Here is a 21353-nt window from a genome sequence, read left to right on the forward strand (position 1 = left end):
AAGCTATGGGAGTTCGTAAAAGACAAACGGCCGAAAGGTTGAAGGAAGAAAAGAAGAGCATAGCTTTTGCAAAGTTGAATAATTGCCCAACATCTCCACGTAAAATGAGATTGGTTGCTGATATTATTCGCGGTAAGAAAGTAGAGGATGCACTTAATATTCTTAAATTTTCCTCTAAAGAGGCAGCTAGACGACTTGACAAGTTAGTCCTGTCTGCTGTATCTAACTGGCAAGCTAAAAATGAAGATGGTGATGTTGCAGATGCAGGGTTGTTCATCAAAGAAATTAGAGTTGACGGTGGAACAATGCTTAAGAGATTAAGACCAGCTCCACAAGGTCGTGCTCACAGAATTAGAAAAAGATCTAACCATGTCACTCTAGTGTTGGGTGAATCCAATACCGAGAAGAAATAGTTAATATGGGACAGAAAACAAATCCAATAGGTAATAGGTTAGGAATCATCCGTGGATGGGAATCTAACTGGTACGGAGGAAACGATTATGGAGATAAGCTTGCAGAAGATGACAAGCTTAGAAAATATATACATGCTCGTTTAGCTAAGGCTAGCGTTTCAAGAATCATAATTGAGCGCACTCTTAAATTAGTTACCATAACTATCATGACTGCCAGACCTGGTATTATTATCGGTAAAGGTGGACAAGAGGTTGATCGTCTTAAGGAAGAGTTGAAGAAAATATCTGGAAAAGATGTTCAAATCAATATTCATGAGATCAAACGACCAGAACTCGATGCTCATTTAGTTGGAGCTAGTGTTGCTAGACAAATTGAGAATAGAATTTCTTATCGTCGTGCCATCAAAATGGCTATTGCAGCAGCGATGAGAATGAATGCTGAAGGTATTAAGATACAGATTTCTGGTAGGTTGAACGGTGCTGAAATGGCTCGTAGTGAATCATACAAGGATGGACGTATTCCACTTTCAACTTTTAGAGCAGATATCGACTATGCATTAGTTGAAGCTCATACTACTTACGGTAGAATCGGTGTAAAGGTTTGGATTATGAAAGGTGAGGTTTATGGAAAACGTGAACTTTCTCCATTAGCTGGTCTTTCAAAGAAACAAGGTAAACAAGGTGGCGCTGACCGTGGAAACAGTCGTCGTCGTAGAAAATAATATAGCTAGAGATGTTACAACCTAGAAAAACAAAGTTTAGAAAGCAGCAGAAAGGCCGCATGAAAGGAGATTCTGGTAGAGGTAATCAACTAGCCTATGGTACTTTTGGTATCAAGTCTTTAGATTCAGAATTTATCAATTCTCGTCAAATAGAGGCAGCTCGTATTGCGGCTACTAGATATATGAAGCGTGAAGGTTCTTTATGGATCAAAATATTCCCAGACAAGCCTATCACCAAAAAACCTCTTGAGGTTCGTATGGGTAAAGGTAAAGGTGCTGTAGAATATTGGGCAGCTGTTGTGAAGCCGGGTAGAATTCTCTTTGAAGTTTCCGGTGTACCACTAGCTACTGCACAGGAAGCATTAAGACTAGCTGCACAAAAGTTACCAGTAAAAACCAAGTTTATAGTCGCTCGCGATTATCAAGAATAAAAGCATATCATGAAGCAATCAGAGGTTAAAGGTTATTCTCAGGAAGAATTGAAAGACAGGCTTGCAGAGTCTCAGAAGTCATATGCTGACTTGAAGCGTACGCATATTGTTTCGCCATTAGAAAATCCATCACAGATTACTAAGGCACGTAAAACGATTGCTAGACTTAAAACAGCACTTAATAATTCATAATACGAATTGTAATGGAAGAAAGAAATTTAAGAAAAGAGCGTATCGGTGTTGTCCGCAGTAGCAAAATGGATAAGTCTATAGTTGTTGCAGAAGTAAAGAGACAGAAACACCCTATGTACGGAAAATTCGTATTGAATACTAAGAAGTACGTTGCTCACGATGAAAAGAATGAGTGTAATGAAGGTGACACTGTTCGCATCATGGAAACTCGTCCACTTAGTAAAACCAAGACTTGGAGACTTGTCGAAATTTTAGAAAGAGCTAAATAATGTTACAACAAGAATCAAGATTAAAGGTCGCAGACAATACTGGAGCCAAAGAGGTTTTGTGTATTCGTGTTTTGGGAGGTACTAAGAGACGTTATGCGTCTGTTGGTGATAAAATTGTTGTTTCTGTCAAAGAGGCTACACCTAACGGAAATATTAAAAAGGGAGCTGTATCTACTGCTGTTGTAGTACGTACTAAAAAAGAAGTACGTCGTCCTGATGGATCGTACATCAGATTTGATGATAATGCGTGTGTTCTTTTAAACCCTAACTCTGAGATGCGCGGTACGCGTGTATTTGGACCAGTTGCAAGAGAGTTACGTGATCGTCAATTCATGAAGATTGTATCACTTGCACCAGAAGTATTATAATTAAGCTATGGGAAAATTGAAAATTAAATCTGGAGATACTGTAAGAGTCATTGCTGGTGAACACAAAGGCAGCGAAGGAACAGTGACTAAAGTATTCTTGGATAAGAATAAAGCCATCGTTGAAGGTGTGAATATGGTTTCCAAACATGAGAAGCCTAGTGCAACAAATCCTCAAGGAGGAATAAAGCAAAAGGAAGCTGCTATTCAAGTATCCAACCTTTCGCTTGTGGATGGTAATGGTAAAACTACTCGCGTAGGTTACAAACTAGAGAATGGTAAAAAAGTACGTATTGCACGTACAACTAAAGAAGAAATATAGTCATGTCATACATTCCAAGACTTAAGGAAGAATATAAAGAGCGTGTAGCTGCTTCACTCAAAGAAGAGTTTGGATATTCCAATGTAATGGAAATACCTAAACTTCAGAAGATCGTTTTGAGTAGAGGTGTTGGTGCAGCGGTTGCTGACAAGAAGCTTATCGACTATGCTGTAGAGGAGCTTACCATGATTACTGGTCAAAAGGCGGTAGCGACATTATCTAAAAAGGATGTAGCTTCTTTCAAATTGAGAAAAGGTATGCCTATCGGAGCTAAAGTAACTCTTAGAGGTGAACGCATGTATGAGTTTTTGGATCGTTTGATCACTGTAGCATTACCACGAGTTAGAGATTTCCAAGGGATTAAAGCTACTGGTTTTGATGGTAGAGGAAATTATAATCTTGGTATTACTGAGCAGATCATTTTCCCAGAGATCAATATTGACAAAGTAAATAAAATTGCAGGGATGGATATTACATTCGTTACTACTGCTAAAACAGATAAAGAGGCTAAATCACTCTTGGGTGAGCTAGGTTTACCTTTTAAAAAGGACTAAGGATGGCAAAAGAATCAATGAAAGCGCGTGAGCGCAAAAGAGAAGCATTAGTAGAAAAGTACGCTGAAAAGCGTAAAGCTTTGAAGGAGGCAGGTGATTATGAAGAGCTTCAAAAGTTGCCTAAAAATTCATCTCCAGTAAGATTGCACAACAGATGTAAGTTAACTGGTCGTCCTAAAGGTTATATGAGACAATTTGGTTTGTCCAGAGTAATGTTTAGAGAAATGGCGAATAAAGGTTTAATACCTGGTGTTAAAAAAGCTAGTTGGTAACTAGTCTAAAGATAAGATTATGAATACAGATCCAATAGCAGATTATTTAACAAGAATTCGTAACGCTATGCGTGCGAATCATAGAGTAGTTGAGATACCAGCATCTAACTTGAAAAAGGAAATTACAAAAATCCTTTTTGATCAAGGTTATATCTTGAGTTATAAATTCATGGAACAATCTACTCAAGATGTTATCAAAATTGCACTTAAGTACGACCGCGACACAAAAGAATCAGTGATTAAGGATATTCAGCGTTTGTCTAAGCCTGGTCTTAGAAAATATGCTGGGTCTACTGAGCTTCCTAGAATTCTAAATGGATTAGGTATTGCTATCATCTCTACATCAAAAGGTGTAATGACTGATAAGCAGGCAAGATCTGAGAATGTAGGTGGAGAAGTTCTTTGTTACGTTTATTAAAAAAGAGTTATGTCTAGAATAGGAAATAATCCGGTAGCAATACCATCAGGAGTTGAAGTTAAGGTTGCTGACGGTGAGATTAATGTAGAAGGTAAACTAGGAAAATTGGTTCAGCCATTTTCTGATGTTGATATTAGAGTTGAGGATAATGAAGTTTTTGTAACTCGTCCTTCAGATTCTAAGGACCACAGGGCTAAGCACGGTTTATACCGTTCACTCGTGAATAATATGATTCAGGGTGTTTCTGTGGGTTGGACAAAGAAATTAGAGTTGGTTGGAGTAGGTTATAGAGCCTCTAATCAAGGTCAGAAGTTGGATCTTGCTTTAGGTTTTTCACACAATATCGTTATCGACGTTGCACCTGAAGTTAAGGTTGAAACCATTTCTGAAAAGGGAAAAAATCCAATCGTGAAGTTGACTTCTTTTGACAAGCAGTTGGTTGGACAAGTTGCCGCAAAAATTAGAGCTTTTAGAAAGCCTGAGCCATACAAAGGAAAAGGAATCAAGTTCGTAGGAGAAATAATTAGAAGAAAAGCTGGTAAATCAGCATAAGAATATAGTATTATGGCATTTTCAAAGTCAGTTAGAAGACAAAAGATCCGTCGTAGTATCAGAAAAACAGTTTCTGGTACTGCAGATCGTCCACGTCTATCAGTATATCGTAGTAACAAGGAGATTTATGCTCAGGTTATTAATGATGTAGATGGAATAACAATCGCTTCAGCTAGTTCACGTGAGTTGAAATCTTCTGCACCTAAGAAGGATGCTGCAAAAGAAGTTGGAATGAAGCTAGCCGAGAAAGCAAAGGCTGCAGGCGTTGAGTCTGTTTCTTTTGACAGAGGTGGTTATCTTTATCACGGTAGAGTTTTATCTCTAGCTGAAGGAGCTCGTGAAGGCGGTTTGAAATTTTAATTAGAAAGATTTACGTAATGTATCAGAAGTATAAAAATATTGAAACTGTAAAGCCAGGTGGTTTAGATCTTAAAGATCGCCTTGTTGGTGTACAACGTGTTACAAAGGTAACAAAAGGTGGTCGTGCCTTTGGTTTCTCTGCAATTGTAGTAGTTGGTGATGAAAACGGTGTTGTTGGACATGGTCTAGGAAAGTCTAAAGAGGTTTCTGAAGCTATTTCTAAAGCAGTAGAAGACGCAAAGAAGAATCTAGTCCGCATACCTTTGCAAAAGGGAACTATTCCTCATGAGCAAAAAGGTAAGTTTGGTGGTGCAAGAGTTTTATTACTTCCTGCAGCAACGGGTACTGGAGTAATCGCAGGTGGTGCTATTCGTGCCGTACTTGAAGCGGTTGGTGTACACGACGTACTTTCTAAAAACCAAGGTTCTTCAAATCCACATAACGTGGTGAAAGCAACTTTTGATGCTTTGTTACAACTGCGTAATGCAGCGACTGTGGCAAAACAAAGAGGTGTTTCAATAGATAAAGTATTTAACGGATAAGCATCATGGCCAAGTTACACGTAAAAAAAGTGCGTAGTGCAATCAACCGCACGGCACGTCAGAAAAAAACGCTGCAAGCTTTAGGTTTGCATAAAATGAATCAGGTAGTTGAGCATGATGATTCACCAGCTATTATGGGAATGATAGCAAAAGTGTCTCACTTAGTTACCGTAGAAAAAGCATAAGAACAATGGGTCTAAATAATTTAAAACCTGCTGAAGGTTCCGTAAAGAAATCTGCAAAGATTATTGGTCGTGGACAAGGTTCTGGTAAAGGTGGTACAGCAACAAGAGGTCACAAAGGAGCAAAGTCTCGTTCTGGTTATTCTAAAAAGATCGGTTTTGAAGGTGGTCAAATGCCTTTACAAAGACGTGTCCCTAAGTTTGGTTTTACCAACATTAACCGCAAGGACTATAAAGGAATTAACTTGGATACTCTTCAAGCGTACCACGCAGAAGGTAGATTGGGTGATACAATTGTTGTAGAAGATCTAATTAGAGAGCGTTTGGTTGACAAAAACGATCTTGTTAAGATACTAGGTAGAGGTGAAATCAATTCAGCTATTACCGTTACAGCTCATAAATTTACCGCTTCCGCGAAAGCAGCTATAGAAAAGGCTGGTGGTAAAATAGAAACTGCATAATCAATCCCAATGAAGTTAATTGATACAATTAAAAATATCTGGAAGATTGAGGAACTGAAAGATCGTATTCTTATGACTTTCAGTTTATTGCTTGTGTACCGTTTTGGTGCTCAGGTGGTATTACCTTTTATAGATTCCACTCAGTTAGCGGGATTTGCCTCCAATTTTGAAGGTGGTGGTATAGGTTCCATACTCAATGCCTTTACGGGTGGAGCGTTTGCGAATGCTTCCGTTTTTGCTTTGGGTATCATGCCATACATTTCTGCAAGTATTGTTGTACAATTAATGGGTATTGCGGTTCCATATTTACAGAAGTTACAAAAGGAAGGTGAGTCTGGAAGACGTAAAATCAATCAGATCACAAGATGGCTTACCATAGGTATTTGTCTTGTACAAGCTCCTAGTTATTTATTAAGTCTAGGTTCTTTAGGTGTGCCACCTGAAGCTTACTTGATCGATAATCAAACGTTGATTTTAGTAGTAGGGACGATTATTCTTGTCACTGGATGTGTGTTTGCCATGTGGTTAGGAGAAAAAATTACTGATAAAGGTATTGGTAATGGAATCTCTCTCTTAATTATGGTAGGTATTATTGCTACTTTACCTCAAGCTTTTGCACAAGAATTTGTATCCCGATTTGAGGGCGTAGGTGGTCCTTTTGTTATAATTATTGAAATAGTTATTTGGTTATTAGTCATCATGGCATGTATTATGCTTGTAATGGCAGTAAGAAAGATACCAGTACAGTACGCTAGACGAACTGCATCTGGTGGATATGAAAAGAATGTTTTTGGATCAAGACAATATATTCCATTAAAACTTAACGCTTCTGGTGTTATGCCTATCATCTTTGCACAGGCATTGATGTTTGTACCTCAAGCTTTAGGTCAATTGGAGTCAGATTGGGCAACTTCTGTCGCTACGGCTTTCGGTGATATTTTCGGGTTCTGGTACAATTTAGTTTTTGCATTGTTGATTATAGTATTTACTTACTTCTACACAGCGATTACGGTTCCTACTAATAAGATGGCAGATGATTTGAAACGCAATGGTGGATTTATTCCTGGTATTAGACCTGGAACTGAAACTTCAGAGTATTTGGATCGTATTATGTCTCAAATAACATTGCCAGGTTCGATCTTTTTAGCGCTAGTTGCGATTGTTCCCGCTTTTGTATCACTAATGGGCGTCACTCAATCATGGGCATTGTTTTATGGAGGTACTTCCATGTTGATTATGGTAGGTGTTGCAATTGATACAATGCAACAAATCAATTCATATTTATTGAATAGACATTACGACGGTCTTATAAAGACTGGTAAAAATAGAAAAGCAGTAGCATAATTATGGCTAAACAATCAGCGATAGAACAAGATGGATCAATAATAGAAGCTTTATCAAACGCGATGTTTAGGGTAGAGTTGGAAAATGGTCATGTTGTTACAGCGCATATATCAGGAAAGATGCGCATGCATTATATTAAATTACTTCCTGGTGATAAAGTTAAATTAGAAATGAGTCCTTACGATTTGACTAAGGCAAGGATTACTTATAGATATTGATATGAAAGTTAGAGCATCGATAAAGAAGAGAAGTGCAGATTGTAAAATCGTACGCCGTAAGGGTCGCCTTTACGTTATCAACAAAAAGAACCCAAAATTTAAACAAAGACAAGGTTAAGCTATGGCTAGAATCGCAGGGGTAGATATACCTAAAAACAAAAGAGGAGAAATAGCACTTACTTACATCTATGGTGTAGGTAGAAGTAGAGCTCAAGAAGTTTTATTGTCGACTGGTGTTGGTGTAGATAAGAAGGTAAGTGAATGGGATGATGACGAGATCGGTAAGATTCGTAATGCCATCGGTGAATTTACCATTGAAGGTGAATTGCGTTCTGAAACTCAAATGAACATCAAGCGTTTGATGGACATCGGTTGTTACAGAGGTATACGTCACAGATCTGGGCTTCCATTAAGAGGTCAGCGTACTAAGAATAACTCTCGTACTCGTAAAGGAAAACGTAAGACTGTCGCTAACAAGAAGAAAGCAACTAAATAATAAGTAACTGATATGGCAAAGTCTAAAACAGTAGCAAAAAAGCGTAAGGTAATCGTTGAAAGTGTAGGTGAGGCTCACATTTCATCTTCATTTAACAACATACTTGTTTCGCTTACAAATAAAAAAGGAGAAGTCATTTCATGGTCTTCTGCTGGTAAGATGGGCTTTAGAGGTTCAAAAAAGAACACTCCATATGCAGCGCAACTTGCTGCAGAGGATGCTTCTAAAGTTGCTCACGAGGCAGGACTTAGAAAGGTTAAGGCCTATGTAAAAGGACCAGGGAATGGTCGTGAAAGTGCGATACGTACGATTCACAATGCTGGTATTGAGGTGACTGAAATTATCGATGTTACTCCATTGCCACACAATGGATGTCGCCCTCCAAAAAGAAGAAGAGTATAATTAATTTAATAATATCTGGTGATTATCAGACTGCTGAAGGATATAGACCTGAATTCACAGTACATCACTTTTAAACAATTTTATAATGGCAAGATATAGAGGTCCTAAGGCAAAAATTGCTCGTAGGTTCAGAGAACCAATTTTTGGCCCTAGTAAAGCACTGGAGAAGAAAAACTATCCTCCAGGCATGCATGGTAACGCAAGAAGACGTGGAAAAGAGTCCGAATATGCGGTACAACTTAAGGAAAAGCAAAAAGCTAAGTACACTTATGGAATTCTTGAAAAGCAATTCCGTTTAATGTTTGAAAAAGCAGTTCGTAGTTCTGGTATTACAGGTGAAGTTTTACTTCAACTAGCAGAGTCTCGTTTGGACAATGTAGTATACAGAATGGGAATGGCTCGTACCAGAAGAGGTGCAAGACAGCTTGTTTCACACAGACACATTACCGTAAACGGTCAGTTGGTAAACATTCCATCTTATCAATTGCAGGCAGGTGATGTTGTTGCAGTTAGAGAAAAATCAAAATCACTTACAGCTATTGACGATGCACTTTCTTCAAATGAGCATGTATATGATTTCATTACATTCAACAAGGCCAGCATGTCTGGTACATTTGTAGCAGTTCCAGAAAGAATTCAGATACCTGAAAACATCAAGGAGCAGTTAATTGTTGAATTGTATTCTAAATAATTTTTAACCACATTATTCTTATGGCAATATTAAATTTCCAAAAGCCGGATAAAGTAATCATGATCGATTCAACCGATTTTGAAGGTAAGTTTGAGTTCAGACCTTTAGAACCAGGATATGGATTGACCGTTGGAAATGCTCTTAGAAGAGTATTACTTTCTTCCTTGGAAGGATTCGCAATAACATCTATCAGAATTGAAGGCGTTGATCACGAGTTCTCTACCATTGAAGGAGTGGTTGAAGATGTTACCGAAATAATCCTAAACTTCAAACAAGTTAGATTTAGACGTCAGATTGACGAGGTAGATAGTGAAGTCGTAAATGTTTCTTTCTCTGGAAAGGATCAATTTACCGCTGGTGATATGCAAAAATATATTTCTGGTTTTCAAGTGTTGAATCCAGAAATGGTAATCTGTAATACAGAATCCTCCATAAACCTTAATCTTGAATTAACTATCGAGAAAGGAAGAGGATATGTTCCTGCTGAAGAAAACAAGAACAGCAGCGCTGCTCTTGGAACTATAGCAATCGACAGTATTTTTACACCTATCAAGAATGTAAAATACAGTATAGAGAACTATCGTGTAGAGCAAAAAACTGACTATGAGAAGTTGGTGTTTGAAATCATCACAGATGGTAGCATTCACCCAAAGCATGCTCTTACTGAGGCTGCAAAAACTTTGATTCACCACTTCATGTTATTCTCTGATGAGAGAATTACTCTTGAAGCAGATGAAATTGCCCAGACTGAAACTTATGATGAAGAAAGTCTTCACATGCGTCAGTTGCTTAAAACTAAACTTGTGGATATGGAACTTTCAGTTCGTGCCCTCAACTGTTTGAAAGCTGCAGAAGTTGAAACTCTTGGAGATCTTGTTTCTTACAACAAGAATGATCTAATGAAGTTCAGAAACTTCGGTAAGAAGTCTTTGACAGAGTTAGAAGAGTTGGTAAACGTGAAAGGTTTGAATTTTGGTATGGATCTTTCAAAATATAAATTAGACCGTGACTAGGTTTTCACCTAGTTGTAGAAATAGAAGACAATGAGACACGGAAAAAAAGTAAATCATTTAAGTAGAAAGACAGCACACCGTAAGGCAATGCTTTCTAATATGGCTTGTTCATTAATTGAGCATAAGCGTATTAACACTACTGTTGCAAAAGCAAAAGCTCTTAAACAATTCGTAGAGCCACTTATAACTAAATCAAAGGCAGACACAACTCACAATCGTCGATTGACTTTTGCTCAATTACGTAGTAAGGAAGCAGTGACAGAATTGTTCAGAGAAGTAGCTGCAAAAGTGGGTGACCGTCCAGGTGGTTACACTAGAATTATAAAGATGGGTAATAGACTAGGAGATAATGCAGATATGGCATTAATCGAGTTGGTTGATTACAACGATGTTTACAAAGCAGGCGCCGACACTAAGAAAACTACAAGACGTAGTCGTCGTGGTGGAAAGGCAAAAACTGAAGCTCCTAAAAAGGAAACTACAGAAGCAACTAATGAGGAAGAGTAAAAAACCCTTCATAAACAATTATAAAAGGATTAATGTTTCGGCATTGATCCTTTTTTTTTATCATTATTTTTGAATTATGGCATATTTAGAGAAAAAAGACGCGATCATTCTTTTGAATGACGGAACCATTTTCCATGGTAAGATGGTTGGACCAGAGGGAACTGCAACGGGTGAGATCTGTTTCAATACTGGTACCACAGGATATCAAGAGATTTTTACAGATCCTTCCTACTATGGTCAAATCATGGTAACCACTAATGCACATATCGGGAATTACGGTGCTACAGATTTAGATCTGGAATCTAGTTCGGTCAAGATATCTTGTTTAGTGTGTAAGAATTTCTCCAATGATTTTTCAAGGCCTTTGGCTTCCACATCACTAGCAGAGTTTTTGCAGCAGCAAAATCTGATCATCATTTCAGATGTAGATACGAGAGCTTTGGTTGCGCATATTCGTGAACATGGTTCGCAAAATGCCATCGTTTCCTCTCGTGTAGACGACCGTGCCGCTCTTAAAAAGGAGCTTTCTCAAATACCAAGCATGAAAGGTTTAGAGCTGGCCTCAAAGGTTTCTACTAAAGAACCCTATTTCTTTGGTAAGGAAGATGCTACCTACCGTATTGCCGCCTTAGATCTGGGAATCAAGACTAATATCTTGCGCAACCTCGCCAGCCGTGATTGCTATATAAAGGTGTTTCCGTACGATAGCTCCTATGAGGATTTAGCAGCTTTTGAGCCAGATGGATATTTTATCTCCAACGGTCCTGGTGATCCAGAGCCTTTAAAAGACGCTATATCGCTTGCGCGAAAGGTGCTAGACAACAACCATCCATTATTTGGAATATGTCTGGGACACCAGATCATCGCTTTGGCAAATGGTATCAAAACCTACAAGATGCATAATGGTCACCGCGGTATCAATCATCCTATTATAAATTTGGTGACTGGTAAAGGTGAAATTACATCTCAAAACCATGGTTTTGCCATCGACAAATCAGATGCAGAATCAAATCCAGCTGTAGAAATTACACATACACACTTAAATGATCATACAGTGGCTGGCATACGTATCAAGGACAAGCCATGTTTCTCAGTGCAATACCACCCAGAAGCAGGACCAGGACCTAACGACGCCACATATCTTTTCGATCAATTTTTAGAATTAATTCAATCAACAAAAAAACAAGCAATATGAGTACGATAATAGATGTTCATGCAAGACAAATATTTGATTCCCGTGGAAATCCAACAGTAGAAGTAGACGTTCTTACTTCAAATGGTATCATGGGTAGAGCGGCCGTACCTTCTGGTGCCTCTACTGGTGAACACGAAGCAGTGGAATTGCGCGATGGAGGTAGTGATTTTATGGGCAAAGGTGTGATGAAAGCTGTCGACAACGTCAACAAAACTATTGCCGATGAATTGCGTGGAGTTTCTGTTTTTGAGCAAAACTTCATTGATCAAACCATGATTGAACTTGATGGTACTCCTAATAAAGCAAATCTAGGAGCCAACGCGATTCTGGGCGTTTCCCTTGCTGTAGCCAAAGCTGCAGCAAACGAGTTGAATCAACCACTATATAAATACATAGGTGGTATGAGTGCAGCGACCTTGCCGGTACCTATGATGAATATCATCAACGGTGGTTCGCATAGTGATGCTCCTATTGCTTTCCAAGAATTTATGGTAATGCCCGTTGAGGCAGAATCCTTTAGCGAGGCCCTTAAAATGGGAACTGAGATTTTCCATCACTTGAAAAAAGTACTACACGATAGAGGGCTTAGTACAGCAGTAGGTGATGAAGGTGGATTTGCACCTACACTTGATGGTACTGAGGATGCCTTGGATACTATATTATTGGCTATCAAAAATGCTGGTTATACACCAGGCAAACAAATCATGATTGCCCTAGATTGTGCTGCTGCAGAGTTCTTTGTAGACGGCAAATATGATTATACCAAATTTGAAGGTGATAAAGGCGTGAAACGCACCAGCAAGGAGCAAGCAGAATATCTTGCAGACCTAGCATCAAAATATCCTATCATTTCCATCGAGGATGGAATGGACGAGAACGACTGGGATGGATGGAAAATGCTGACTGAAATAGCAGGCGATAAAGTTCAACTTGTTGGTGATGATCTTTTTGTAACTAATGTAGAGCGTTTATCACGCGGTATTAAAGAAAATATCGCAAACTCTATTTTGATTAAAGTAAATCAGATAGGAACATTAACTGAAACGATTGCTGCCGTAAACATGGCACATAAAGCTGGTTATACTTCTGTAATGTCACACCGTAGTGGAGAAACTGAGGATAATACCATTGCAGACCTTGCCGTTGCCCTAAGTACCGGACAGATCAAAACAGGATCTGCTTCTCGATCTGACCGTATGGCAAAATACAACCAGTTGCTACGCATCGAGGAAGAATTGAATTCGTCAGCTTATTTCCCTGGACGCAAGGCATTCCGTATTTCTTAATTGATATTGTCAATTGAAACTAAGCCATCCTTCGGGATGGCTTTTTGCGTTATGAACTTTTGTTTTCCCGATGGTATTTGATGCGATGATGTTGATGGTTGTGTTCGCTTTCGCGAAAGCGAACTATCTTAAATTAACCTACAATTTTAGTTTCTTGCATTTAGTGATCTTGATTCACTACGATTATTCCAAAATTTATACTAAAGTCCGAAACATCAATCGATAAAATTTCAATTTGATAAGTTCCAGTCGTATTTTTGAAAGAACGATAATGAAAAAATAAATAATGGCAGATAAAGCAATACTGGATATAGATGGAGAAAAGTTTGAGTTTCCCATTATAACTGGAACAGAGAACGAAAGAGCAATCGATATAAAATCCTTGCGTGGCGCGACAAACGGTGTTGTAACGATAGACCCTGGATATAAAAATACAGGTAGTTGTACGAGCGCGATCACATTTCTAAATGGAGAAGAAGGCATTCTAAGGTATCGTGGATATTCTATTGAAGAATTGGCAGAAAAGGCAAGCTTTTTAGAGGTATCATATTTGCTCATTTTTGGAGAATTGCCTACCGCTACTCAGCTAGACAAATTTCATAATGACATTAAAGCAAATTCTCATGTAGATGAGGATGTCAAGAGAATACTAGATGGTTTTCCTAAGTCAGCTCACCCAATGGGCGTCTTGTCTTCTTTAACTAGTGCTTTAATTGCTTTTAACCCATCTTCAGTTAACGTAGAAAGTGAAGGTGACATGTACAAGGCGATCGTAAAAATAATGGGTAAATTTCCAGTTCTAGTCGCTTGGACGTTGCGTAAAAAGACTGGTCAACCCTTGGATTATGGCGATGATAACTTAGGTTATGTAGAGAACATTCTAAAAATGATGTTCAAAAAACCTAACTCTGAGTACAAGCAGAATTCTACCTTAGTGGATGCCCTAGATAAGTTACTTATTTTGCACGCAGATCATGAGCAGAATTGTTCTACAAGTACCGTGCGTATTGTAGGTTCTTCACACGCAGGATTATTTGCTAGCTTAAGTGCTGGTATCAACGCTTTGTGGGGACCATTGCATGGCGGTGCCAATCAGGCTGTTCTTGAAATGCTAGAGGCTATCAAAGAAGACGGTGGTGACACTAAAAAATATATGGGTAAGGCTAAGGATAAGGAAGATCCTTTCCGTTTGATGGGCTTTGGACATAGGGTATATAAAAACTTTGATCCAAGGGCTAAGATCATCAAAAAATCTGCTGACGAGGTCTTAGGCGATTTAGGTGTAGAAGATCCTATACTAGATATCGCAAAAGGATTAGAGAAAGAAGCCTTAGAAGATTCTTATTTCGTTGATCGCAAATTATATCCTAATGTAGATTTCTACTCAGGAATTATTTATCGAGCAATGAATATCCCAACTGAGATGTTTACCGTAATGTTTGCATTAGGTAGATTGCCAGGATGGATCGCGCAATGGAAAGAAATGCGTGAGAATAAAGAGCCTATAGGTCGTCCTCGTCAAATTTATACTGGTGAGGCGCACAGACCTTTCAAAGAAGTTTCTGAAAGGTAATTTTCGGAATCTCAACAATAAAACCCAAGCCGCAAAGCTTGGGTTTCTTTTTTGTGAAAATTTCGTTGAGGTTTTTAACCAAAATAAATCATTTGATGTGCCGAAATGATAAATTATTTTAGCTTTCGCGAAAGCGAAAACTCACCAATAACCTAAAACAAGAAATCGTTACGAAGTAAAATAATGATACAATTGATAAAGGAATAAACCGATTCCAGCGATTACTAAATAAACGTTGGCTGCCTTGTAAAATGAATCGTAGCTTTTAAGATGTCTTGACCTCGTTATCAAAAATACGATGGGAACCAGCGCCAGAATTTGTCCCAACTCCACACCAATATTGAAGCTTAATATTTTGAGTAGAAATTGGTTATTTCCCATATCAAAGGATTGTAGCCTCGTGGATAGCCCAAAACCATGGATGAGTCCAAAAATAAGCACCATGAGCAAAAGATTAGGCGATGGAATACCAGCCTTTTTAAATCCACCTAGGTTTTCTATCCCTTTATAAAGAACACTTAATGCGATCACAGCATCTACCAGATGCTCGTTTGCCGTGATCTCGAGATAGGTTGCACCTATAAGGGTGACACAGTGTCCAATGGTAAAAACAGTAATGAATTTTAGGATGTCCTTGAATCCTTTAAGATAAAAAACAACTCCTGCTAGAAATAACAAATGGTCATAGCCTGTGAGCATGTGTTTTGCTCCCACGTAGATGTAAGACCATAAGTCGCCGTTGTCTAAGGTAGCCTGGTCAGTAGAGCTCACACCATGTGCCATCCCTAGGGCCGGTATTAAAATAAAGAAAAGGACAAAAAGCTTTGATTCTCTTGTCATTACCTTATTTCTTCTTGTTGAAGAATATAAATAGGCCGCCTATCACGATAATACTACCCGCGATAAAGACCCAAGTAGGAATTTCATCACTGCTATCGTCGTGATCGTGGCCGTGACCAACTTGATTATCATGACCGTGTGCAACCTCGAAGGTCAGTGTAGCCCAATTGGATTCATGGGTCAATCCTTCCTCTTCACTATTGACTAAATGAATGGTGCGTAAGTACCACACACCATCAGCCTCTAGCTGCACCGTCACTTCTCCTTTTTGATTGGTTCTCAATTCTTGACCAGTAGTGTGCGTATGTGGTACTTCATTATCTACTATGCCTTTTGCGCCCTCGTCCTCATGCTTATGCTCATGGCTAGTGTCATTATCTGCATCGTGCTCATGATCATGACTATGTTTCTTGCCGTCGTCATGTGTATGTGTGTGCTCGTGATTTTCTATACTGCCTTCCTTGTTATCATGATCATTTTGGGTATCACCGTGAGAATGCTCTTGATTTCCGTGTTGATGTGGATGTTCATGTTCTTCGGTTGACATTTCATTTTCGTGCTCATTCGTGCCGTGGGAATGAGGTTCACCGCCATCATGAGAGTGCATTTCTTCTTGATCGTCGTGAGTATGACCATTCATGGAAGGTTTATAGTCTGCATAAACTAACTGATTTGAAAGCGGTTTTCCATCGCGTAATAATTGTACTACTAGATCATCACCAGTATGCAGATCATATGGATTAGTTTTGGGTATGAATTCAATGGGATAACCCAATTCTGCTTGCCAGTCATCACTTAAAGAATCACCTACCTGGAATATCGCCTTTACGTGTTTTGAGTACTTTTCAATAGCGTCTTCTTTAAGTTGATCGTTTTCTTGTCTTGATAGGAGCATATCTTTAACGCCATCATGTTCCAGATAGTCATTAAAAGCTTGAGATTCCATTTCAATATTTCTAGCTTTAGTAGAGACGCCTACAACATAGGTTCCTGACTTGCCGGTCTTGAAGTTTAGGAGTGTGATACTATCTTTCTCTGTCCATTGATCTGCTGTAACTGCAGTACGTTCACCGTTATTTAAAATGCTTGCATCAAGCATGCGGTCACGATCAATAACATTCTCACTTTTATCAAAAGTCCCATTAAATAATTGAACGGTAGCTTTACTTTCTGGCTGCAGGAAATAGCTGTCTAGTTTTAAATACATATCATGACTGCATAACAGCAGTACTAATGCCAATAACAAAAAATTCTTTTTCATAAGATTAGATCTTAATAAGGGTAAATAAGTTATTCAAAAATACAACATCAACTTGATCATGTATGGTTTTAGAAAAGACACTATAATTTATCTGTTCAGGACGGTAGATTATTTATAGGAGTAGTTAAAAAGCTCTTGGAAAATCCTAACGGTCTACTTGCATTATCAACCTGCTTAAGTGGTAAATTTGCGGCATGAATCGACTGAATTTACATGTTAAGGACGAGACCTCAAGATTAAGAGCCGTAGTGCTGGGAACGGCGCGCAGCAATGGTCCTGTGCCAGATCTTAAGGACGCTTATGATCCTAAATCTAGACAGCATATCCTTGCAGGTACCTATCCTAAAATTGAGGATATCGTGAGTGAAATGGAAGCCGTTGCTACAGTTTTTGAAAAGTACGATGTTCAGATTTTTAGGCCCAAACAGATTGAAGACTGCAACCAGATATTTACCAGGGACATAGGCTTTGTCATTGATGATGTTTTTGTCAAGGCTAATATTCTACCAGATCGCGAGGAAGAACTCGAGGCGATCAAACACGTCATAGAACTAGTCGACCTAAATAAAGTGATTAGACCACCAGAAGAAGTACATATTGAAGGTGGCGACGTGATGCTTTATGGAGAGTACATTTTTGTAGGTACCTATCGCGGTGCCGATTATGCTGATTATATCATCGCCCGGACAAATGTAGAAGGAGTTGATTGGCTCAAGGACACGTTCCCACATAAAAAGGTAGTATCCTTCAATCTGCGGAAGGATAACTTAGATCCCTATAACAATGCACTACACCTGGATTGCTGCTTTCAACCCGTAGGCAATGGTAAATGCATCATTTATAAAGGCGGTTTTTTACAGGAAGAAGAATATCAGTTTTTGGTAGACCTTTTTGGTGCAGAAAACTGTTTTGAGATTACTAGAGAAGAAATGTACCACATGAACTCCAATATTTTTTCCATCGCGCCAGATGTAGTGGTTTCAGAGCGTAATTTTACCAGACTCAATACCTGGCTGCGCAGCCATAACATTACCGTAGAAGAAGTTCCCTATGCCGAAATTTCAAAACAAGAAGGCCTTTTACGTTGTTCCACATTGCCCCTAATTAGAGATTAATGAAACAAATTACCGATACCATTCTTATGGTGCGTCCAGTGCAGTTCCGTTTGAACGAAGAGACTGCAGTAAATAACTATTATCAGGATCAGCAGTTCCATAAGGAGATCAAAAATGCTGATGCTAATCAACGAGCGCAGGAAGAGTTTGACGCTTTCGCGAAAGCGTTACAAGACCACAACATTAACGTTATCATCGTCCAGGATGACAACAAACATGACACTCCAGATTCTGTTTTCCCAAATAACTGGCTGTCTACACACGAGAATGGTACCGCAGTTTTGTATCCCATGTTTGCACCCAACCGCAGGCTGGAACGCAGGCCAGAAGTCCTAGAAGCGCTGGAAGAAAATGACTTTGTAATAGAAGATGTGATGGACTACACCAGCGCTGAAGATGAAGGGATCTTCCTGGAAGGAACCGGCAGCCTTTTATTGGATCGTGCTAATGACGTCGCTTACTGCAGCATATCGCCACGAGCTGATGAGGATTTATTCATCGAATTTTGTGAAGATTTTGAATATACACCAGTCGTGTTTACGGCCTATCAAAATGTAGGCGATGCCAGATTACCCATTTATCATACTAATGTGATGATGGCTCTAGGTGAAGAATATGCTGTGATCTGTCTGGATGCTATCGATAGCAAAGCCGAGGTCAAAAACGTGCTCCACCATTTAAAGCGCACCAATAAGGAAATCATCAATATTACCGAGGCACAAGTTGAAAGCTTTGCTGGAAATATGATACAAGTGAAGAACAACGAAGGCAAGAAGTTTCTCGTCATGAGCAACCAGGCCTATGAATCACTTACCGAAGCGCAGATTAACAAACTACGGAAGTACAACGAGATCATCCATCCAGACATTAAAACTATTGAGACCTTAGGCGGTGGCAGCGTACGCTGTATGATGGCAGAGGTTTTTTTGCCTAGAAAAGTGTAGCAGGAAACTTTAGAGACCAAAATGACTTACTTCAAATGAAAATTAAATCCTTAATTAGTGATTTTAATCTTGACCACGAGAACGAATGTTTAATTGGGAAGGTAGGTCATTGCGAATTCAATTTAGCAGGTGCAAAGATTGAATCGAAAGGGTTTCCATCATTAGAAGGTTTTGTAGTTGAGTTATTTCAGGTAACTGATTTAAAGGAAGTTTCATCTCGTATAAAAAACGTTGATTTTACCGGAGGTGATTGGTACGTAAGAATTAATATTGATTCTGGTTGGAAATATTTTGAGAATGATGAAATAATTGAATTCTATATTGTAGAAAGAACGAATGTTGAGAACGTAAATTTTGACAAGGCAAAATTAAATGCCAATTCCATTTTACTACAACTTAAAAATATGAGTGCTAGAATTTTTTCAAAATTCTATTTGGATATTCGAGGTGGCGAAACATCGGGAGCTGGTAGGAATGAGCACGGACCTGCACATTTCCATGTTATAGAAAATGGAACAAATAAGGATTTGGGAAAAGTTTATTTTCCGACCATAACTGACTTCGCTTCAAATGAAAATACTAAGTTGAGATTTGACTTAAATTGTAAGTTTAAAAAAAAGGAAAAAAGAAGGATTTCCGAATGGGTCTTTGCCTCGAACTGCCAAAATTTAAAGGCGATCAATCAAGAATGGATATTGCGGAATGAACATAACAATAGGACTTAACTTTTATCTTCATCAATCAAAAGTGGATTTATTATAAAATCTCTCTGAATGAATTTAAACTTAATTTTCAATGTGTATCTACAATAAAAAATACAAATCTTATTTGAAGACTGAACTTCAAACTGGATTTTGCTGAAGCACACAATATCCAATCAGAAAAGAGAAACTACTTCCCAGTCGCAATATGTTTGATCATACCCGCAAAAATAAAATAGTGAAAGGGTAGCATACTGTACCAGTACAACCTGCCCCAAAGACCTAGCGGTCTAAAAGTAGCCGTCTGGTGAACGACATTATCTTCATCGATCTCAAACTCCAACCAGGCTTCTCCAGGGACACGCATTTCGGCAAAAAGTAATAGGCGTCTTTCTTGACGGTCTGCTACGATCACACGCCAGAAGTCTAGGGAATCACCAGAATAGATTTTATCTTGATTGGTACGTCCACGGCGCAGACCAACACCACCAAAAAGCTTGTCCAGATAACCGCGTATCTTCCATAAGAAGTCGGCATAATAATATCCATTGTTGCCGCCTATCGCCCATATGCGATTGAGCGCCTCTTCAGGTTCTTCTGTCTTGTACGTTTGAGCATCTCGCAAACAACCAAATCTAGGTACTTGTTTAAACTTGTTGATGTTGTATTTGAACCTACCGCTCACCATACTGTCCTTCCAACTACTGGCAACGTTGTTTTGCTCGATTTTGGCAAAAGCCATATTCAAGGCTTCTTTATAGGTGTAGAGCTCGATGCCTAGATCTTCCGCAAGTGAGTTTTCTTTGGCTACCACTTCGACAGACATGCTGTTTACCAGATTGCGAGCTAATTTGTAAGACGTACTCGTCACAAAGTACAACCAATAGGAACTTAGTTTAGGAGTCATGACCGGTACCGTCAGGATGGTCAGGTGCAAGTTTCTGTTTTCAGAATATTGCTGCATCATCTGTTTGTAGGTGAGTACATTCTTACCACCTATATCATAGGATTGATTATAACTCACCTCGCGACCCAATACACCTATCAGGAAACTCATCACGTTGCGTATGGCAATAGGATGTGTCTTGGTGTTGACCCATTTAGGTGTGATCATGATAGGTAGCTTCTCGCATAGATCCCGTATGATCTCAAAGGAAGAACTACCGCTGCCCACGATGATTCCAGCACGTAAAACCGTCGTAGGAATGTCACTTGCACTAAGAATTTCTTCAACTCGCTTTCGCGAAAGCAAGTGTTTGCTCAAAACATCTTGGTTCACAATTCCAGATAGGTAGATGATCTGTTTGCAACTTGTGTGAGCCAGCTGTTCCAAAAAATTAGTCGCACTATCGGCTTCCATTTTGTCAAAACTCTCTGTACTACTGGTCATGGAATGGATCAGGTAATACGCGACATCAATATCTGCTGGTATGGGATTGACCTCTGGTAAGTCTAGAAAATCGATCTCGATAATCTCGACCTGCGATCGCACCTCATCAGGCACGGATAATCGACTCGCACTACGCACGGCACAAACGACCTCGTGGTCTTCTTTGAGTAGTTCGTAGAGTAGGCGCACGCCTATGTAACCGTTTGCTCCTGTAAGTAGTACCTTCATATCATAAAGATAGGTGGTGGCAGCTCGTGGTTGTGATACGATGGTGTTAAAACAACAAACGCCGCTCCTGGGAGCGACGTTTGTATAATTAGTG

32 protein-coding genes are annotated in these 21353 nt (G+C 39.1%); 29 read left to right on the top strand and 3 right to left on the bottom strand.

Annotated features, from left to right (window positions below; translation table 11 throughout):
- Positions 1-5 precede the first annotated feature (5 nt).
- The 26 genes from rplV to BST86_RS00990 all read left to right on the top strand — a co-directional run bounded on the left by rplV (position 6) and on the right by BST86_RS00990 (position 14780).
- Entirely contained in the window at positions 6-413 is a 408-nt protein-coding gene (rplV, locus tag BST86_RS00865) for a 50S ribosomal protein L22 (RefSeq protein ID WP_055412067.1), read from the top strand.
- Between the two features lie 5 nt (positions 414-418).
- Positions 419-1135, top strand: coding sequence for a 30S ribosomal protein S3 (rpsC, locus tag BST86_RS00870; RefSeq protein WP_055412068.1), 717 nt, complete (start codon positions 419-421; stop codon positions 1133-1135).
- Between the two features lie 11 nt (positions 1136-1146).
- On the top strand, positions 1147-1566 hold the full coding sequence (rplP, locus tag BST86_RS00875; RefSeq protein WP_041494977.1) for a 50S ribosomal protein L16: 420 nt from the start codon (positions 1147-1149) through the stop codon (positions 1564-1566).
- A 9-nt stretch (positions 1567-1575) separates the two neighbouring features.
- On the top strand, positions 1576-1758 hold the full coding sequence (gene rpmC, locus BST86_RS00880; protein ID WP_055412069.1) for a 50S ribosomal protein L29: 183 nt from the start codon (positions 1576-1578) through the stop codon (positions 1756-1758).
- Between the two features lie 11 nt (positions 1759-1769).
- On the top strand, positions 1770-2027 hold the full coding sequence (gene rpsQ / locus BST86_RS00885) for a 30S ribosomal protein S17 (RefSeq protein WP_055412070.1): 258 nt from the start codon (positions 1770-1772) through the stop codon (positions 2025-2027).
- On the top strand, positions 2027-2395 hold the full coding sequence (gene rplN, locus BST86_RS00890; protein ID WP_055412071.1) for a 50S ribosomal protein L14: 369 nt from the start codon (positions 2027-2029) through the stop codon (positions 2393-2395). Before rpsQ ends, rplN begins: the two co-directional genes overlap by 1 nt.
- Before the next feature lie 7 nt (positions 2396-2402).
- Positions 2403-2714 (top strand): 50S ribosomal protein L24, encoded by a 312-nt coding sequence (rplX, locus tag BST86_RS00895; RefSeq protein WP_105981618.1) that lies wholly within the window; start codon positions 2403-2405, stop codon positions 2712-2714.
- A gap of 2 nt (positions 2715-2716) precedes the next feature.
- A complete protein-coding gene (gene rplE / locus BST86_RS00900) occupies positions 2717-3268 on the top strand; it encodes a 50S ribosomal protein L5 (protein ID WP_105981619.1) in 552 nt (183 codons plus the stop codon).
- Positions 3269-3270: 2 nt separating this feature from the next.
- Complete coding sequence (rpsN, locus tag BST86_RS00905) at positions 3271-3540, top strand: 30S ribosomal protein S14 (protein ID WP_055412074.1); 270 nt, start codon at positions 3271-3273, stop codon at positions 3538-3540.
- A gap of 19 nt (positions 3541-3559) precedes the next feature.
- Positions 3560-3958 carry a 30S ribosomal protein S8 gene (gene rpsH, locus BST86_RS00910; protein ID WP_105981620.1) on the top strand — a complete coding sequence of 133 codons (399 nt, stop codon included), beginning with the start codon at positions 3560-3562 and terminating at the stop codon, positions 3956-3958.
- 9 nt (positions 3959-3967) lie between these two features.
- On the top strand, positions 3968-4510 hold the full coding sequence (rplF, locus tag BST86_RS00915) for a 50S ribosomal protein L6 (RefSeq protein WP_105981621.1): 543 nt from the start codon (positions 3968-3970) through the stop codon (positions 4508-4510).
- A gap of 12 nt (positions 4511-4522) precedes the next feature.
- A complete protein-coding gene (gene rplR / locus BST86_RS00920; RefSeq protein WP_105981622.1) occupies positions 4523-4870 on the top strand; it encodes a 50S ribosomal protein L18 in 348 nt (115 codons plus the stop codon).
- A 17-nt stretch (positions 4871-4887) separates the two neighbouring features.
- Positions 4888-5412, top strand: a complete 525-nt coding sequence (rpsE, locus tag BST86_RS00925; RefSeq protein WP_055412078.1) for a 30S ribosomal protein S5 — start codon at positions 4888-4890, stop codon at positions 5410-5412.
- 5 nt (positions 5413-5417) lie between these two features.
- A complete protein-coding gene (rpmD, locus tag BST86_RS00930; protein ID WP_105981623.1) occupies positions 5418-5597 on the top strand; it encodes a 50S ribosomal protein L30 in 180 nt (59 codons plus the stop codon).
- Positions 5598-5602: 5 nt separating this feature from the next.
- Complete coding sequence (rplO, locus tag BST86_RS00935) at positions 5603-6055, top strand: 50S ribosomal protein L15 (protein ID WP_105981624.1); 453 nt, start codon at positions 5603-5605, stop codon at positions 6053-6055.
- Positions 6056-6064: 9 nt separating this feature from the next.
- Positions 6065-7399, top strand: coding sequence for a preprotein translocase subunit SecY (secY, locus tag BST86_RS00940; RefSeq protein ID WP_055412081.1), 1335 nt, complete (start codon positions 6065-6067; stop codon positions 7397-7399).
- A 2-nt stretch (positions 7400-7401) separates the two neighbouring features.
- Positions 7402-7617 (top strand): translation initiation factor IF-1, encoded by a 216-nt coding sequence (gene infA / locus BST86_RS00945; protein WP_015361146.1) that lies wholly within the window; start codon positions 7402-7404, stop codon positions 7615-7617.
- Between the two features lies 1 nt (position 7618).
- Positions 7619-7735: a type B 50S ribosomal protein L36 gene (gene ykgO, locus BST86_RS00950; RefSeq protein ID WP_015361145.1), complete on the top strand. Its 117-nt coding sequence runs from the start codon at positions 7619-7621 to the stop codon at positions 7733-7735.
- 3 nt (positions 7736-7738) lie between these two features.
- Complete coding sequence (gene rpsM / locus BST86_RS00955) at positions 7739-8113, top strand: 30S ribosomal protein S13 (RefSeq protein WP_055412082.1); 375 nt, start codon at positions 7739-7741, stop codon at positions 8111-8113.
- Positions 8114-8125: 12 nt separating this feature from the next.
- Positions 8126-8515 (top strand): 30S ribosomal protein S11, encoded by a 390-nt coding sequence (gene rpsK / locus BST86_RS00960; RefSeq protein WP_055412083.1) that lies wholly within the window; start codon positions 8126-8128, stop codon positions 8513-8515.
- An 85-nt stretch (positions 8516-8600) separates the two neighbouring features.
- Positions 8601-9206 (top strand): 30S ribosomal protein S4, encoded by a 606-nt coding sequence (gene rpsD / locus BST86_RS00965; RefSeq protein WP_105981625.1) that lies wholly within the window; start codon positions 8601-8603, stop codon positions 9204-9206.
- 20 nt (positions 9207-9226) lie between these two features.
- Positions 9227-10219, top strand: a complete 993-nt coding sequence (locus tag BST86_RS00970; protein WP_055412085.1) for a DNA-directed RNA polymerase subunit alpha — start codon at positions 9227-9229, stop codon at positions 10217-10219.
- Positions 10220-10249: 30 nt separating this feature from the next.
- A complete protein-coding gene (gene rplQ / locus BST86_RS00975; protein ID WP_055412086.1) occupies positions 10250-10726 on the top strand; it encodes a 50S ribosomal protein L17 in 477 nt (158 codons plus the stop codon).
- A gap of 76 nt (positions 10727-10802) precedes the next feature.
- Positions 10803-11921: a glutamine-hydrolyzing carbamoyl-phosphate synthase small subunit gene (carA, locus tag BST86_RS00980; protein WP_105981626.1), complete on the top strand. Its 1119-nt coding sequence runs from the start codon at positions 10803-10805 to the stop codon at positions 11919-11921.
- The gene (gene eno / locus BST86_RS00985) at positions 11918-13207 is read left to right on the top strand and encodes a phosphopyruvate hydratase (protein WP_105981627.1); all 1290 of its coding nucleotides are present in this window, start codon (positions 11918-11920) and stop codon (positions 13205-13207) included. Before carA ends, eno begins: the two co-directional genes overlap by 4 nt.
- Positions 13208-13493: 286 nt before the next feature.
- Positions 13494-14780 carry a citrate synthase gene (locus BST86_RS00990; RefSeq protein ID WP_105981628.1) on the top strand — a complete coding sequence of 429 codons (1287 nt, stop codon included), beginning with the start codon at positions 13494-13496 and terminating at the stop codon, positions 14778-14780.
- A gap of 168 nt (positions 14781-14948) precedes the next feature.
- Here BST86_RS00990 and BST86_RS00995 read toward each other — a convergent pair whose 3' ends face one another.
- Both BST86_RS00995 and BST86_RS01000 read right to left on the bottom strand, forming a co-directional pair.
- The gene (locus tag BST86_RS00995; RefSeq protein ID WP_105981629.1) at positions 14949-15620 is read right to left on the bottom strand and encodes a HupE/UreJ family protein; all 672 of its coding nucleotides are present in this window, start codon (positions 15618-15620) and stop codon (positions 14949-14951) included.
- 4 nt (positions 15621-15624) lie between these two features.
- Complete coding sequence (locus tag BST86_RS01000) at positions 15625-16881, bottom strand: DUF4198 domain-containing protein (RefSeq protein WP_105981630.1); 1257 nt, start codon at positions 16879-16881, stop codon at positions 15625-15627.
- A 194-nt stretch (positions 16882-17075) separates the two neighbouring features.
- On the opposite strand from BST86_RS01000, the gene BST86_RS01005 reads away from it, so the two are divergent.
- The 3 genes from BST86_RS01005 to BST86_RS01015 are packed head-to-tail and all read left to right on the top strand — an operon-like array spanning position 17076 to position 19665.
- Positions 17076-17996, top strand: coding sequence for a dimethylarginine dimethylaminohydrolase family protein (locus BST86_RS01005; RefSeq protein ID WP_105981631.1), 921 nt, complete (start codon positions 17076-17078; stop codon positions 17994-17996).
- Positions 17996-18940: a citrulline utilization hydrolase CtlX gene (ctlX, locus tag BST86_RS01010; RefSeq protein WP_105981632.1), complete on the top strand. Its 945-nt coding sequence runs from the start codon at positions 17996-17998 to the stop codon at positions 18938-18940. The genes BST86_RS01005 and ctlX overlap by 1 nt, the downstream gene beginning before the upstream one ends.
- Before the next feature lie 35 nt (positions 18941-18975).
- Entirely contained in the window at positions 18976-19665 is a 690-nt protein-coding gene (locus BST86_RS01015; protein ID WP_105981633.1) for a hypothetical protein, read from the top strand.
- A 166-nt stretch (positions 19666-19831) separates the two neighbouring features.
- Here the strand turns inward: BST86_RS01015 and BST86_RS01020 are convergent, their stop codons facing one another.
- Positions 19832-21259 carry an SDR family oxidoreductase gene (locus BST86_RS01020; protein WP_105981634.1) on the bottom strand — a complete coding sequence of 476 codons (1428 nt, stop codon included), beginning with the start codon at positions 21257-21259 and terminating at the stop codon, positions 19832-19834.
- Positions 21260-21353 lie beyond the last annotated feature (94 nt).

This window comes from Nonlabens agnitus, from assembly GCF_002994045.1.
Classification (GTDB): domain Bacteria; phylum Bacteroidota; class Bacteroidia; order Flavobacteriales; family Flavobacteriaceae; genus Nonlabens; species Nonlabens agnitus.